Annotated in this window: 11 protein-coding genes and 1 pseudogene; 9 read left to right on the top strand and 3 right to left on the bottom strand. The window is 55.9% G+C overall.

Features of this window, described 5'->3' with window-relative positions:
- Nucleotide 1: 1 nt before the first annotated feature.
- The 3 genes and pseudogenes from AC2FID_RS07965 to AC2FID_RS07975 form a co-directional block, all read right to left on the bottom strand.
- Nucleotides 2-1,003 (bottom strand): glucokinase, encoded by a 1,002-nt coding sequence (locus AC2FID_RS07965; protein ID WP_496836477.1) that lies wholly within the window; start codon nt 1,001-1,003, stop codon nt 2-4.
- Between the two features lie 21 nt (nt 1,004-1,024).
- Nucleotides 1,025-2,326: pseudogene (locus AC2FID_RS07970) on the bottom strand (GH1 family beta-glucosidase); the annotation flags it as partial.
- A 2-nt stretch (nt 2,327-2,328) separates the two neighbouring features.
- A complete protein-coding gene (locus tag AC2FID_RS07975; protein ID WP_496836240.1) occupies nt 2,329-3,360 on the bottom strand; it encodes a LacI family DNA-binding transcriptional regulator in 1,032 nt (343 codons plus the stop codon).
- 216 nt (nt 3,361-3,576) lie between these two features.
- Here AC2FID_RS07975 and AC2FID_RS07980 point away from each other — a divergent pair, with 216 nt between their 5' ends.
- The 9 genes from AC2FID_RS07980 to AC2FID_RS08020 all read left to right on the top strand — a co-directional run bounded on the left by AC2FID_RS07980 (nt 3,577) and on the right by AC2FID_RS08020 (nt 14,831).
- Complete coding sequence (locus AC2FID_RS07980) at nt 3,577-4,845, top strand: ABC transporter substrate-binding protein (protein ID WP_058276650.1); 1,269 nt, start codon at nt 3,577-3,579, stop codon at nt 4,843-4,845.
- Between the two features lie 66 nt (nt 4,846-4,911).
- Complete coding sequence (locus AC2FID_RS07985; RefSeq protein WP_170418733.1) at nt 4,912-5,919, top strand: carbohydrate ABC transporter permease; 1,008 nt, start codon at nt 4,912-4,914, stop codon at nt 5,917-5,919.
- A gap of 4 nt (nt 5,920-5,923) precedes the next feature.
- Nucleotides 5,924-7,072, top strand: a complete 1,149-nt coding sequence (locus AC2FID_RS07990) for a carbohydrate ABC transporter permease (protein WP_496697966.1) — start codon at nt 5,924-5,926, stop codon at nt 7,070-7,072.
- 9 nt (nt 7,073-7,081) lie between these two features.
- Nucleotides 7,082-8,737, top strand: coding sequence for an alpha-glucosidase (locus AC2FID_RS07995; RefSeq protein WP_496836243.1), 1,656 nt, complete (start codon nt 7,082-7,084; stop codon nt 8,735-8,737).
- Between the two features lie 3 nt (nt 8,738-8,740).
- On the top strand, nt 8,741-9,823 hold the full coding sequence (locus AC2FID_RS08000; protein ID WP_496836245.1) for an ABC transporter ATP-binding protein: 1,083 nt from the start codon (nt 8,741-8,743) through the stop codon (nt 9,821-9,823).
- A 458-nt stretch (nt 9,824-10,281) separates the two neighbouring features.
- Entirely contained in the window at nt 10,282-11,406 is a 1,125-nt protein-coding gene (locus AC2FID_RS08005; RefSeq protein ID WP_108859641.1) for an extracellular solute-binding protein, read from the top strand.
- 118 nt (nt 11,407-11,524) lie between these two features.
- Nucleotides 11,525-12,637 (top strand): ABC transporter ATP-binding protein, encoded by a 1,113-nt coding sequence (locus AC2FID_RS08010; protein ID WP_058272004.1) that lies wholly within the window; start codon nt 11,525-11,527, stop codon nt 12,635-12,637.
- 11 nt (nt 12,638-12,648) lie between these two features.
- Nucleotides 12,649-13,569 carry an ABC transporter permease gene (locus AC2FID_RS08015; protein WP_058272003.1) on the top strand — a complete coding sequence of 307 codons (921 nt, stop codon included), beginning with the start codon at nt 12,649-12,651 and terminating at the stop codon, nt 13,567-13,569.
- Nucleotides 13,566-14,831 carry an ABC transporter permease gene (locus tag AC2FID_RS08020; protein ID WP_496836249.1) on the top strand — a complete coding sequence of 422 codons (1,266 nt, stop codon included), beginning with the start codon at nt 13,566-13,568 and terminating at the stop codon, nt 14,829-14,831. Before AC2FID_RS08015 ends, AC2FID_RS08020 begins: the two co-directional genes overlap by 4 nt.
- The last annotated feature ends 4 nt before the right edge of the window (nt 14,832-14,835 follow it).

A 14,835-nucleotide genomic window follows, 5' to 3' on the forward strand; every position in this document is an offset into this window, starting at 1 on the left:
TTTACCGCGCGAGCGCACTTTTACAGAAATTGTTAGCGCCAACAATGCCAAATTCATCCTGCTCGGACACATACAGGTTCATTGAACGCCGCAAGTCACTGAACCGCCCACCGGCGTTAAAGGCATCCCGGAACGCATCCTTGAACAGCCACCGGTTTTTCTCGGCGACGCCACCCACAAGGAAAACACCTCCTGTCGGCATGTAGGCGACAGCCAAGTCGCCCATGATGGCGCCTAGATGCGCTTTAAACATATGCGCCGTTTGGACCGCAATCGGGTCGGATTCCGCCAGCGCATCCTGCAGGATATCCTTGGCACTGCGATTTGGTGCATCGGTCTGTCCAGCGGCCATGCTGGCGGCTCGGTACAGAATGGGAAGGCCGGTTCCGCTGAGGAACATTTCCGCTTCGAGCACTAGGCTGTCATCAAAGAAGCATTCGGGCGCGATATGGCGCGCGGCCTTGAAGATTTCGACCTCATCCTCGTAGCGTGGGGACAGCCCGATATGGCCTCCTTCACCCGACGCGGTATGGTATCGCCCTTGGGAATACAGCAATGCGCCGACGCCAAGGCCAGTGCCGGGGCCCACAACCAGCCGCGTTCCGGCCGGTGGTGTCTCAGCCCCTTGCAGGACCTCGACATGGTCACCGGTGATTTCGGCGACCGACCAGGCAGCAGCGGTGAAGTCGTTGATAACAAAGGTATGCTGCGCGCCGGTTGCCTTGCCGATGTCGCGTTCGGACAAATCAAGATGCGCATTTGTCAGGCGGATTGTCCCGTCTTTGACCGGACCTGCTCCGGCCGCGACGACGGCGCGTGGATCGGTGCCAATCTCGTCGCGCAGGCTGTGAAACGCATCCAGAAGCTCTGGCAACGACCCGGTTGGGTATTTGCGAAGGTCCGTCAGTTGTCCGTTCGAGATGACACCCAGTCGTGTGTTTGTGCCACCGATGTCCGCGACAAGATTCCAGTGCTCGTGCATTGTTCCGGCAGGCTGAGCCATCGGCAGAGAAACAGGCCCACCGGACAAGGCCGATTTCAGCGCGTTGTACGAGGCTTTTGGCGTCCGTTCGAGCGTATCGAAATCTACATCAACCAACCCGAACCGCTTTTCATAGCCAAAGGACCACTCGTAGTTATCCAACAAGGACCAGATAAAATAGCCCCTGACTGGAACGCCGTCGTCCAGCGCGTTTTGAACGGCACCAAGGTGTTTGTTGAGGTAGTCAATGCGGTCGTCATCTTGCTGGCGTTCCGGGCTCGCCATGCCGTTTTCGGTGACATAAATCGGCAAGTCGCCGGTATAATCGCGCACCGTACGGGTCAGAAAGCGCGTCAGGGCATCGGGTTCAATCTCCCACCCCATCTGTGTTTTGGGAAGCGGGCCGGGTACTTCTTCCACGCTTGGCCATGCGGTATCGGCAGGCGCGATCAGTTTGCGGGTATAGTAGTTCAGACCGCACCAATCAACGGGTGCACCAATGGTGTCAAAGTCGTCTTGCCAGCCGGATGGAAGATGAGGTTCCAACCCGTCTAGAACGTTTTGCGGATAGGCTTTTTTGAACACACCACCTAGGAAAAACCGGTTGTAAATCCCGTCATAAAGGTCAGCCGCCTTGCGCGCAGCGGGGCTGTCATCGGCAGGTTCGGCCCATTCCAGATTGAACACAGCGCCCAGGTTTGACATGCCCAGACCACGCATCGCCTCAATGGCGCGGCCATGAGCCAGCAGAACATGATGCATGGCCCGTGCCGTCGCGCGAATGTCGCGCATTCCGGGTGCATGGTGGCCTTCAAAATGGCTCAGCCAGCTGACACACCACGGCTCATTGATTGGCGCTACACTGTACATGCGGTCGCCGATGCGGCCCATGATGACCTCGGCAAAGTCGGCAAACCAGCTTGCGATATCCCGGTTACGCCAGCCGCCCAGATCAGCAAGCGGAGAAGGCAATTCCCAATGATAAAGGGTCGCACAGGGCCGAATGCCGCGTTCCAGCAGCGCATCGGCGAGCCGGTCGTAATAGTCTAGGCCTGCCTGATTTACCGGGCCACGCCCTTCGGGTAAAACGCGCGCCCAGCTGGTCGAGAATCTGTAGCTATCAAAACCAGCATCACGCACCAAATCGAAATCCTGTGGAAAACGATTCAAGTGATCGCAGGCCAGATCTCCATTTTCGTTTCGCACCACGTTTCCGGGTGAGGCCGCAAAGCTATCCCAATGGGTTTTTCCTGCGCCGCCCTGTGCGTGTCCTTCGATTTGATAAGCCGAGGTTGCGACACCAAAGAGAAAATCTTTGGGGAAGTCCGAGCGTGTATATTTCATTTTCAGAACCTGTTTGGGGCGGGGCCGGTTGAGCCGCCAACTACCAGTTCGGCCTCCAGCAATCTAGTTTTCACCGGGTCTTCCGGAGATTTAATGCGTTCGATCAGCATTTCAGCCGCCATTTCTCCGGCCCTACGTACAGACGATCGTGTAGCGGTGAAAATCGGTACGTCCTGACCGTTCTTCAGATAGGAAAGATCGTCGTCATGGGCGATGACCGAGACATCCTTGCCCATCTTCAACCCCGCTTCGTTGAGTGCACGGCGCACACCGATCGCGGAAATCATAGAGGCTGTCAGAATGGCCGTAGGGGGGTCATCCAGGCGAAGCATATCGCGGGTTTCATGGTGACCATAAACCTCGGTCATCTCGGCGCTGCGCATCAATTCCGGGTCGGGGGACAGACCTGCCTCATGCAGGGCTCCAAGATATCCCTCGCGGCGACGTTGAGCGAAATCCATATCCTCAAGCCCGTTGATCAGGGCAATGCGACGATGCCCAAGGTCGATCAGAAACCGGGTGGCGCGCAGGAACGAACTTTTGTTGTTCACGTCGATCCAGTCATAGGGCACGTCTACCCCGGTCGATCTGCCATGAACGATAAAGGGCACGCCCATTCTGGTCAGGACCTCGATCCGATGCTCGTTGACTTTGGGGCCTTGCAAAACAATACCATCGACCGCGCCACGCTGGAAAAGACTGCGATATGCTTCCTCGATCGAGGTGTCATCTGCATTGGTGAACATCATGTCATATCCATGATCCGAATACTTGCGTGCAGCACCGGCGACAAAATCACCAAAAATCGGGTTCACCATTTCATGCTGGGATGAGGAGGGAATCACGTGCCCAATCACCATCGAGCGCCCTGTTGCCAATCCCTTGGCCCGGCTGTTCGGCCGATAGCCATGCTTGGCAGCGGCGGCTTGAACGCGCAGGCGCGTATCCTCGTTCACCTCGGGGTAACCATTCAGCGCGCGGCTGACAGTGGTTTGAGATAAACCAAGGATTTCTGAGAGCTGCTTTAGATTCATCTTCGCCTCAAAGCGCCTTCAAATTTGATCATTTTCAGATTTGCGGGCGCTTCCCGCCCGACTGCCACATCTTGCTGGCACTGCCCTGAATATTAATAATATAGGCAACAGTAAACAGATTATTGACAAAAATTGAATGTTAGCGGATAAAGTGCGTTATCCAAAGCGCTTTGAAAATGAGTCTCAAAGGCGCGAGCAAAGTTGGGAGGAAACTTCATGAAACACTCGCTTTATGCAGGCGCGGCCACGTTCGCCCTGATGGCGGGCGCGGCGTATGCCGACAAGGTCACCGTGTTCGGTCCGTGGCTGGGGCCTGATCAGGAAAATGTCGAAAAGGTTTTGGACGGCTTTGCCGCAGCGACCGGGCATGAGTACAGCTATGTCGGCTCGGACAGCTTTGAGCAGCAGATCAGAATTGATGCCGAAGCCGGATCGGCGCCCAACGTGGCAGTGTTTCCCCAACCCGGTCTGGCATCAGATATGGCCAAGGCGGGATTCCTGACGCCCCTGAGTGAAGGAACTGCGGATTGGATTCGCGACAACTATGCGGCCGGTCAGTCGTGGGTGGATCTGGGAACCTATCAGGGCCCGGACGGGCAGGACCATCTGTATGGGTTTTTCTACAAGGTCGACGTGAAGTCGCTGGTTTGGTTTGTGCCGGAGAACTTCGAAGACGCCGGCTATGAAATCCCGACCACAATGGAAGAACTGAAGGCGCTGACCGATCAGATCGTTGCAGATGGTGAAACGCCATGGTGCATCGGGCTGGGGTCCGGCGGAGCCACCGGTTGGCCAGCGACTGACTGGGTTGAAGACATGATGCTGCGCACGTTGCCGCCCGAAGATTATGACGCCTGGGTCGCCAACGAATTGAAATTTAACGATCCTAAGGTTGTCGCCGCGATTGAAGAATTCGGAGCGTTTGCGCGCAACGATGATTACGTGGCCGGCGGAGCCGGTGCGGTTGCGACAACTGACTTCCGCGACAGCCCGAAGGGTATGTTCAGCTCGCCTCCGCAGTGTTACATGCACCGTCAGGCCTCGTTCATTCCCGCCTTCTTCCCCGAAGGTACGGTTGTGGGCGAGGATGCTGACTTCTTCTACTTCCCGGCCTATGAAGGCAAAGACCTCGGCAGTCCGGTCCTTGGGGCCGGCACAGTTTGGGCCATTACCAATGACAGCCCAGGCGCGCATGCGCTGATGAAATACCTGGAAACGCCCGAGGCGCACGAAGCCTGGATGGCTCTGACCGGGTTCCTGACGCCGCACAAAGGCGTCGATACCTCGGTCTTCTCAGACCCAACGCTGAAGAAGATGAACGACATTCTTCTGGGGGCCACCACCTTCCGGTTTGACGGTTCCGACCTGATGCCGGGCGGCGTGGGTGCAGGCACCTTCTGGACTGGAATGGTCGACTATACGGGCGGAACACCTGCCCAGGACGTCGCCGACGAAATCCAGTCCTCGTGGGACGCGCTGGACTAAAGCGTCTGAGATTGGGCAACCCGCTCTGTCGGGTTGCCCGAACCCATCGTCGCAAGGGAGAGCGGCATGCACCCGGCATTTCAAGGCCTGCTGACCATCGCCATCGGCGTGTCAGGTTGCGTGGGCTATTTCTATCTATCCAATCAGTTTCTGGACAGAGTTCTTTTCCCGCCTCGAGGGCCAAATGCTGGCCGCAATATCAACCGCGCGAACATGATCCGGCCTTGGTTGTTTCTGTTCCCGGCGCTGGCTGCTTTGGGCTTGTATCTGGCCTATCCGGTTGTCGAAACCCTGCGGCTGTCACTGACTGATCGTGTCCCGGGCGGCGGCTACAAATGGGTCGGGCTGGACAACTATATCCAGATGGCCAAGGAGCCCAAGTTTTGGGAAGCGATGCGCAACAACATGTTCTGGCTGATCATTGTGCCTGCAATGTCGACGGCCTTTGGCCTGTTGGTGGCACAGCTGACTGACCGCATTCGTTGGGGCAATCTCGCCAAGTCGCTGATCTTTATGCCAATGGCGATCTCGTTCGTGGGGGCATCGGTTATCTGGAAGTTGGTCTATGACACTCGTCCGGCTGAGCAAGACCAGATTGGCATGCTCAATGCGCTCTATATTTTCTTTGGCGGGACCGAGCCGCAGACTTGGTTGACGATACCGTTCTGGAACAGCTTTTTGCTGATGGTTGTCCTCATCTGGATCCAAACCGGTTTTGCCATGGTTATCCTATCGGCCGCCCTGCGCGGAATCCCCGAGGAAACGATTGAGGCCGCAATTCTGGATGGGGCTAATCCGTTTCAGATATTTTTCCGGATCAAAGTGCCGCAGATCAAAACCACTATCCTTGTCGTCTGGACCACGATTACGATCACCGTCCTCAAGGTCTTTGACATCGTTTTTGCAATGACCAATGGCCAGTGGGAAACGCAGGTCTTGGCCAACTACATGTATGACAAGCTGTTCCGCGCCAACGACTGGGGCGTCGGGTCGGCTTCGGCCATGGTGATCATGCTCTTAGTGGCTCCAATCCTTGTCTGGAATGTGCGCAACGCGCGGAAAGAGATGGAGTAGGGTCATGAGCGATATTGCAGGAACCAAACCCGCCCTTCGCTGGGTCGTCCATGCCTCGGTCCTCTTTTTGGTGGTGCTGTGGGTTGTGCCAACTCTGGGTCTTTTGATCTCGTCTTTTCGGACTGCGGATCAAATCGCAACCAGCGGCTGGTGGCGGTCGCTGTTTCCGTCCGAGCAGAACCTGACACTGCGCAGCGCTGCCCCGGATACCCAGGTACTCGAAAACGGGCTGTACGTGATCGAAGGCAATCTGTTTGACGAAGGGACGAAGGCGACAATCTCAAAATGGGGGATCAGCTCTCGCGCGATTGATGCCTTTGCCCCCGGCGAAACAGCTGAGCTGCGAAAGGGCGGCACAATCACCGTAGATGCCGCAGGGAATTACCGCATGGAGAACCCGGACGAGTTCACCGGCAGCCGCGGATCGCGTGTTTTTGTAACTGCAGAATTGCCGCCTGAGTTTACCTTAGACAATTATCACAAGGTTCTTCTGGCAGAAGACAGCACCGACAGTATGGGACGCGCATTTTTCAACACGTTGACCGTGACGATACCGGCAACGATCATTCCGATTCTCGTGGCGGCTTTTGCAGCCTACGCGCTGGCTTGGATGGATTTCCCCGGGCGCGCTTTGATTATTGCGGCTGTCGTTGGCCTGTTGGTTGTCCCGCTGCAACTGGCCCTGATCCCGTTGCTGAAATTCCACCTAAATATCGGGATTGGCAAAGGATATCTGGGGGTTTGGATGGCACACACCGGGTTCGGGTTGCCGCTGGCGATTTATCTTTTGCGTAACTACATGGCGGGTCTGCCCCGCGATCTGATCGAAAACGCGCGGGTCGATGGCGCGACCGAGTTTCAGATCTTTACCAAGTTGATCTTGCCGCTCAGCTTTCCAGCGTTGGCGTCTTTTGCGATCTTCCAGTTTCTCTGGACGTGGAATGACTTGCTGGTCGCCAAGGTGTTCCTGATCGACGCATCCGGACAGACCACTGTCATGACCAACCGCATCGTTGAGCTTTTAGGCACGCGCGGTGGGAATTGGGAAATCCTTGCCACAGCGGCCTTTGTTTCGATCATCGTCCCGCTGATTGTTTTCTTCGCAATGCAAAAATATCTGGTCCGCGGTCTGTTGGCCGGGTCCGTCAAGTAGAGGCGTCTGATGAACGTGCAGAACACCGTAGAACTACATAAAGCAACCAAAGCGTCCGCCGATTGGTGGCGGGGCGGAGTGATATACCAGATCTATCCGCGCAGCTTTCAAGACAGCAACGGCGATGGTATCGGAGACCTCAGGGGTATCACCCAAAGGCTTGGTTACATCGCTTCGCTTGGCGTCGATGCCATCTGGATCTCGCCATTCTTCAAATCGCCGATGAAGGACTTTGGATACGATGTCAGCGACTACCGTGATGTTGATCCGATGTTTGGCAGCATGGAGGACTTTAAGTATCTCCTGGATCAGGCGCATTCAGTTGGGCTGAAGGTGATGATCGACCTCGTGTTGTCGCACACGTCGGATCAGCACCTATGGTTCAAGGAGAGCCGATCCAATCGCGAAAATGCCAAGTCCGATTGGTATGTTTGGGCTGATCCCAAGCCCGACGGCACGCCGCCAAACAACTGGCTGTCGATTTTTGGTGGGTCCGCATGGCAGTGGGATTCCCGACGCCTGCAATATTATCTGCACAACTTTCTGACGTCGCAGCCGGATCTGAACTTCCATTGCCCGGACGTGCAGGATGCATTGCTGGATGTTGCACGGTTCTGGCTGGACTTGGGCGTTGATGGTTTCCGTCTGGACACGATCAACTTCTATTTCCACGACAAACAACTGCGCGACAACCCTGGCCTGCCGATGGATCAGCGCAATGCCTCGATCGCGCCGATGGTGAACCCCTATAACCATCAGGATCACCTTCATTCCAAAAGCCAGCCGGAAAACATCGCCTTCCTCGAGCGGTTGCGTGCACTAACGGACGAATACGAAGGCCGCGCTTGTTTGGGCGAGGTTGGCGACGCGCAGCGCGGTCTTGAGATCATGGGCGAGTACACCAGCGGCGATAAACGCATGCATATGTGTTATGCTTTTGAGTTTCTCGAAAAACGCGCTTTAACCGCCGCGTACGCCAAGCAGGTGTTTGATCAGTTGGAAGAAAAGGCTGGCGATGCATGGCCTTGCTGGGCGTTCTCGAACCACGATGTTCAGCGCCACGCGACACGGTGGGCGCTGGACGATGCGGCCATCCGTCAGCACGCGGTGCTGATGATGTGCCTGCGTGGGTCAGCGTGCTTGTATCAAGGAGAAGAGCTTGGTCTGCCCGAGGCGGACGTACCGTTTGAACATCTGCAGGACCCTTACGGTATAGAATTCTGGCCGGAGTTCAAGGGCCGTGATGGCTGTCGCACTCCGATGGTTTGGGCTGCGCAGGACGAACAGTCCGGGTTCAGTACTGGAGCCCCCTGGTTGCCAGTCAGCCAAACGCAGGCCGAGCGTGCAGTAGACAGATTAGAGCAAGACCCAAACTCCATGCTGCAACATTATCGCCGTGCCATTGCGCTACGCCACGCGCATTCCGCATTGATGTCAGGCCAACAGCGCGAGATGGCGCAGTCTGGACCGATCCTTGCCTTCCTGCGTGAGGACAATGTCCAACAGATATTCTGCGCATTCAATCTTGGATCTGACAGCGCGGAAATCACACTGCCCGACGGTAACTGGCAGGCAATCGGGCAAGAGTTGGGCGGCGTCGAAGGGGCGGGGACAATCACCCTCGACGCGGCTCAATTCTGTTTGATGATGCGCGAAAAGGAGTAAGCCATGTCGGAACTCAATCTCACGGATGTGGCAAAGACCTATGGCAACGTCGATGTGCTCAAAAACATCAACTTGGACATCGAACGCGGTGAACTGATCGTTTTTGTCGGGCCCTCTGGCTGTGGAAAATCTACGTTGCTGCGTATGATTGCGGGACTAGAGAAGATTTCGGGCGGAACGCTTGAGATCGAAGGTCAGGTGATGAACGACGTACCGCCCGCGCAACGGGGCATTGCGATGGTTTTCCAAAGCTATGCCCTGTATCCGCACATGACGGTGCGCGAGAATATGGCCTTTGCATTGAAGATAGCCAAAATGCCATCGGACGAGGTCGACGCAGCGGTAGACCGCGCAGCTCGTATCCTACAGTTGGAACCGTTTCTGGACCGCCTTCCCAAGGCCCTTTCTGGTGGTCAGCGGCAACGGGTTGCAATCGGCCGGGCGATCGTGCGCGACCCCAAAGTCTATCTGTTTGATGAGCCTCTTTCCAATCTTGATGCGGCGCTGCGCGTCGCGACCCGCATCGAAATCGCACGCCTGAAAGAGGCGATGCCGGATAGCACGATGGTCTACGTCACCCACGATCAGGTCGAGGCAATGACATTGGCCACCCGGATTGTCGTTCTGGCCAACAAGGGGATCGCACAGGTTGGCACCCCTCTCGAACTATATGAAACGCCTGACAATGAATTTGTCGCCCAGTTCATTGGCTCGCCCGCAATGAACCTTTTGCCGGGGGTCATCACGCAGGCTGGTGAGCGCACCGTCGTAAAACTGGATGGTGGTGGGACGGCGGTGACCAGCATCCCAACCGATGCAGCTGACGAGGGTAAACAGGTAAATATCGGAGTGCGCCCCGAAGACTTTCACCCCGTTGAAAGCAATCCGATTATGGAAGGGATTGTGGATTTTACCGAAGCCCTTGGCGAAGTCACACTGCTGTATTTTGCGGCAAAAGACGGGGAGGACGCCACAATCGCAAAACTGCCGGGCGTCCAAAAAAACATGCGGGGCCAAACGGTTGCCGTTTCAGCAGATCCGGGCAAGGTTCACCTTTTTCACCTGGGCCTGTCTATGAGAAAATAACTGTAACCCAAACCTGATGGATCGACGGGTGCGATGCAGTACGCGAATGCCCCTTTTCATACGGCTTGGAACGTTGTCTGCGCCCCACTGCAGCAAGTCCCGGGATCTGTTTGCGTTGCCAAAAGCATGCTGTTTACGACTGTTTTTGGCGTGATTTCTTTCGGCCTGGCATAACAGAACCCGCTTTTCCCCTATTGGATTGCGGCCCAAAATCTGGTCCCGGGCCGAACGGGCAGCTGTGTCATTTTCTTAAGAAACGTTGCAGAAATAGGCTACTTCGGTCTCAATATGTGACTGCGGTCCTAGGGGGTAACTAGCCATATTTGCTAGATTAAATCGCAATCTGGACATACGAAATTCCCAATCCGTCACTTTTGGCCTGACAATGCCCCCGCAAAGTTCTAGCGTGGCACCCATAATAACAAAACAACACAGTCCAATAACGGGAGAACTAAAATATGGCTGAACGGAAAACCGTTTCCAGACGCTCGGTCCTGAAAGGCGCGGGCGCAGCAGCACTGGCAGCACCGCTTTACAGCAAAAGCGCGCTGGCATCTTCGGGTGAAATCAACATTCTGATGTGGTCGGACTATCTGCCGCCAGCATTCCTGCAAGAGTTTGAAACTCTGACCGGAATCAAGGTGAACTATACCGGTATCGGGTCGAACGAAGAAATCATCAACAAGATGAAGGCCACCAAGGGCCAAGGCTTTGACATCGTATCACCGACGAACAACCGCTCGCTGCAGTGGGGGCCTCTGGAACTGTTGCAGCCCTTCGATATGAACAAGGTTCCGATTGATCTGGTGAACCCCGCGATGGCGCAGATCGGCACCGACGCCTGGAACTTTGCTGACAGTGGCGTGCACTGGCTGCCGCATATCTGGGGTACAGAAGGCATTGCCTACCGCACCGACCTGTGGCTGCCCGAGGGCGACGCCCCGTCTTATGGGGACGTCTGGTCCGAAGCAAACGCAGGCAAGACCATGGGCCGCGCGCACTCGATGATGCTGGGTGCCGGTCTGTATATGGAAGCCTCCGGAGAGATGGAGCCTGGCTCTGTGTGGGCCGCGTACGGCGACGAAGACACCATGCGCAAGGTCTGGGGTCAGATCACCGACTGGTGCGTCGAGCGGAAGAACCGGATCAAGCTGATCTGGAACGATGCCGACACCCAGAAAAACGGCCTGTTGAACGAAGGCGTCATTGTTGGCCAGACCTGGGATGGTCCGCCGCTGGCGCTGAAATCGGCTGGTGAGCCGGTGCACTATCAGGCTCCGGTCGAAGGTGCGATGGCATGGGTCGACGGTATGTCGATGCCGACCGGTGCGCAGAACATCGATCAGGTTTATGCCTTCATCGATTTTGCCTATCAGGCCAAGCCTGCTGGTGTCGCCATCGATAGCCATGGCTACAACTCGCCAGTTCTGGGTGCCGACCAATATGCGGGCGACACTTACAAGAAGAACTTCGCCGAGGCCTATCCGGGCGACTCGCTGGCAAACCTGAACCCATGGCCTGCTGAGGCTCCGTGGTATGCCGAAACTCGGACCGAGTTCGTCAACAAGTTCAAAAGCGCCTGATTGCTTTGACAAGGTGCCCTCCGCCACTGTGCGGAGGGCTATCAACCCGCATGCCACAATGGCGTGACGGACGCTATTTCGGTGTGGTCACGGACCGCACCTGACGGAGATACCAAAAATGAGTGCAGGGGTCGGTGTAGATCTTGAGAACCTGTGGATCCGTTTCGGTGATTTTGTTGCCGTGAGGGATGCAAACGTGAACATCAACGGGGGCGATTTCTTTTCGTTTCTCGGTCCCTCGGGGTGCGGCAAAACAACGATCCTGCGGGCCGTTTCGGGCTTTCTGGAACCAAGCGAAGGCAAAGTTCTGATCGGTGGCAAGGATATGCGGGGCATCGGCCCGAACAAACGCCCGACCGCCTTGATTTTTCAGAACCTCGCGTTGTTCCCGCTGATGAAAGTGTGGGAAAATATCACCTTCTCATTGGAGATCAGCGGCGCAAGCGCCAAAGAGCGCCGAAAACGTGCCGATGAGCTGCTGGACATGATCGCGCTGCCCGACCAGGGTGACAAACTGCCAAGCGAGCTGTCCGGTGGTCAGCGCCAACGGGTTGCCATCGCTCGCGCGCTATGTGCGGAACCGGATGTACTGTTGCTGGATGAACCGTTGTCCGCGCTCGACCTCAAATTGCGCCAGCATATGCGCACCGAGCTGCGTGAGATTCAAAAACGCGTCGGCATCACCTTCATCTATATCACCCACGACCAGGGCGAAGCCCTGACCATGTCAGACAATATCGCGGTCATGCGGGCTGGTGTGATCGATCAAATCGCTGATGGCAAGACCATTTATAATGATCCCAACACTGCATTCGCGGCCTCTTTCGTAGGTGAAAACAACGTATTCCGCGGCAAAATTAAACAGATTATGGGGAACGAAGCGCTGATTTCAACGAACCGGTCTGGTGAATTGGTTGCACGCATCTCGACCGCCAACCAAGGAAAGCTGGCAGTGGGTGATGACGCCATGATGTTCATTCGCCCCGAGGCTTTTGCGATCGCCTCCGATGGTGCGTCAGGCGATCACTTTGTCACCGCGCGGGTGAACCACGAAGAATTCGAAGGTAACGTCTTTAACATCTTTACCGAAGGTGACGGCGGAAAAGAGATAAAGGTGTCCTTGCCAAACCTCGGCCAATCCTTCGATGACCACACAGGCCAAAACATCACGTTGGAATATGAGACCCGCAATGCGGTTCTGGTTCCGGCGGGTGAATTGGCCGCGGAATAAGGGGGCCGACTATGCCAGGCTTCCTGAAAGAATTCTTTAACCGAAACGGCATCGGCATGGGCGCCGCAATATTGGGTCTTGTCCTGTTCTGGACCATTGGCCTGATCATTCTGCCCCAGCTGTCGATGCTGGATTTTTCCTTCCGTCCGAACCTGCCACCGCCCGAGATTGGCGGACCCAAGGACGTCTATACGCTGGAGAACTACAAATACCTGATCTATGGCCCTGAAGGCGGTAGTCAGTCCTATAATGCAGTCGACCTGAGGGTCTTTTTCCGCACGCTGCTGGCCGCGGTCTGTGTGACGATCTTCAACCTGATCCTCTGCTATCCGATTGCCTATTATCTGGGTCAGTCCAAAGGCAACCACATTCGCATCTTCGCGATCATGCTGATCATCCCATACTGGATCAACGAGATTTTGCGAGCCTTTGCCCTGCGGATAATCTTTGGTGAGACCGGTGTTTTGAATACCCTGTTCGTGGGGCTGGGCATCTGGGATACGCCATTTGACTTTATTCGCAATGACATCGCGCTCTATGCCGGTCTGGGTTACGCTTACATCCTGCTGATGATCTTCCCGATGTACAACGTGATCGAAAGTCTGGACAAAAACCAGATCGAGGCTGCGCGCGATCTAGGTGCGCCATGGTGGCGGATCCACTGGCGTGTGGTCATTCCTTACGCCAAACCGGGCATCAGCTCGGGCTGTACCATGGTGTTCATGCTAAGTGCCGGTGCGCTGGCCGCGCCGCAAATCCTAGGCGGACCGTCCAGCCTGTGGTTCACGCAGCTGATTTACCAGCAATTCAATGACAACAATGACTGGCCGCAGGGTGCCGCCTACGCCATCGTTCTTCTGGTGACCTGTATCCTGTTCGTGCTGGCGATGATGCGCCTGTTCAAGGTGAACATGGGGGATATCGGGAAATGAATAATTCCTTCCTTCGTGTAAGCATCTGGGTCTATCTGGTCATCTTCTTCCTGTACCTGCTGGGCCCACTGGTAATCATGTCGGTCACGGCCTTCAATTCCTCGGCCTTCCCACGGATGACGCCGTGGGAGTGTCTGACCTTCCAGTGGTTCGGCGAGCTGTTTCAGGATCAGCGTATCCTGAACGGCATCAAGAACTCGCTGATCATTGGTGCCGGAACGGTTATTCTGTCGGTGGCGATGGGTCTGGCCGGTGCGCTGATGCTGACCCAGATCTGGCCTAAGTTGCGGGCGACCTACTATACGATCATAATCGCTCCGATCCTGATCCCGGGTGTTGTTCTTGGCATCTCGACTTTGGTGTTCTGGGATCGGATCAACCGGATGCTGGGACTGGGTGCAGATAGCTTCCTGTCTAACGGTATCTTCCTGACGGTAATCGGCCAATCCACCTTTATTGCAAGCTATTGCATGTTGGTTCTGGTGGCGCGCCTGCAGCGTTACGATGTGGCATTGACCGAAGCGGCGTTGGACCTTGGTGCAACGCATGCTCAGGCTTTCCGCAAGATCCTGTTGCCCTTCATGCGTCCCGCGATAGCGTCGGCTGCTGTGCTGGCGTTCCTCGCTTCGTTCGAGAACTACAACACGACCACTTTCACCTTTGGTGAATACCCGACGCTTACGATCGAACTGGCCCAAAAGGTGCGCTACGGCATTACACCCGCCATTTCGGCTCTGGCCTTCATCATCGTGGCGTTGACAGTGTTCTTTGCCTTGTTGAACGAAGCCAAGCTGAAGCGTCAGGAACTGGTGGCCGCAGCCCGCAAGAGCGCCACAGTTGAGGAGCTGGCCGGCAAGATTAAGCTGCCCAGCTTCTTTGCTGGCAACATGGCGGCTGTCCTGCTGGTTGTGTTTGCGGCTGCGACGATCACTGTCGTTGGCACCGCAACGGCCTACAACCCCGGCCAATGCATCGCCAATGTGAAAGAGCAGAAACGCCTGGAAGCGGAACAACGCATTCAAGAGCTGCGCAAGCAGCGCGAAGAACAGCGTAAGAAACGTGAGGCCGAAGAAGCCGAACAAGGTGGTGCGCAGCAATCCACACCGAAACCATCCAACAACAGTGGTTTTGGCAATGTCTTCGCGCCTAATACTCTTGGTGGGGACGCCGAAGAGGAGAGTTCAGATACTGAAACTCCGCCTTCAAACAACGGTGGCTTCGGGGGCGTGTTCGATCCCAACAGCCTGCAGACTGACCAGTAGGTTT

The sequence above is a fragment of the Ruegeria sp. CDSC068 genome (assembly GCF_059610545.1).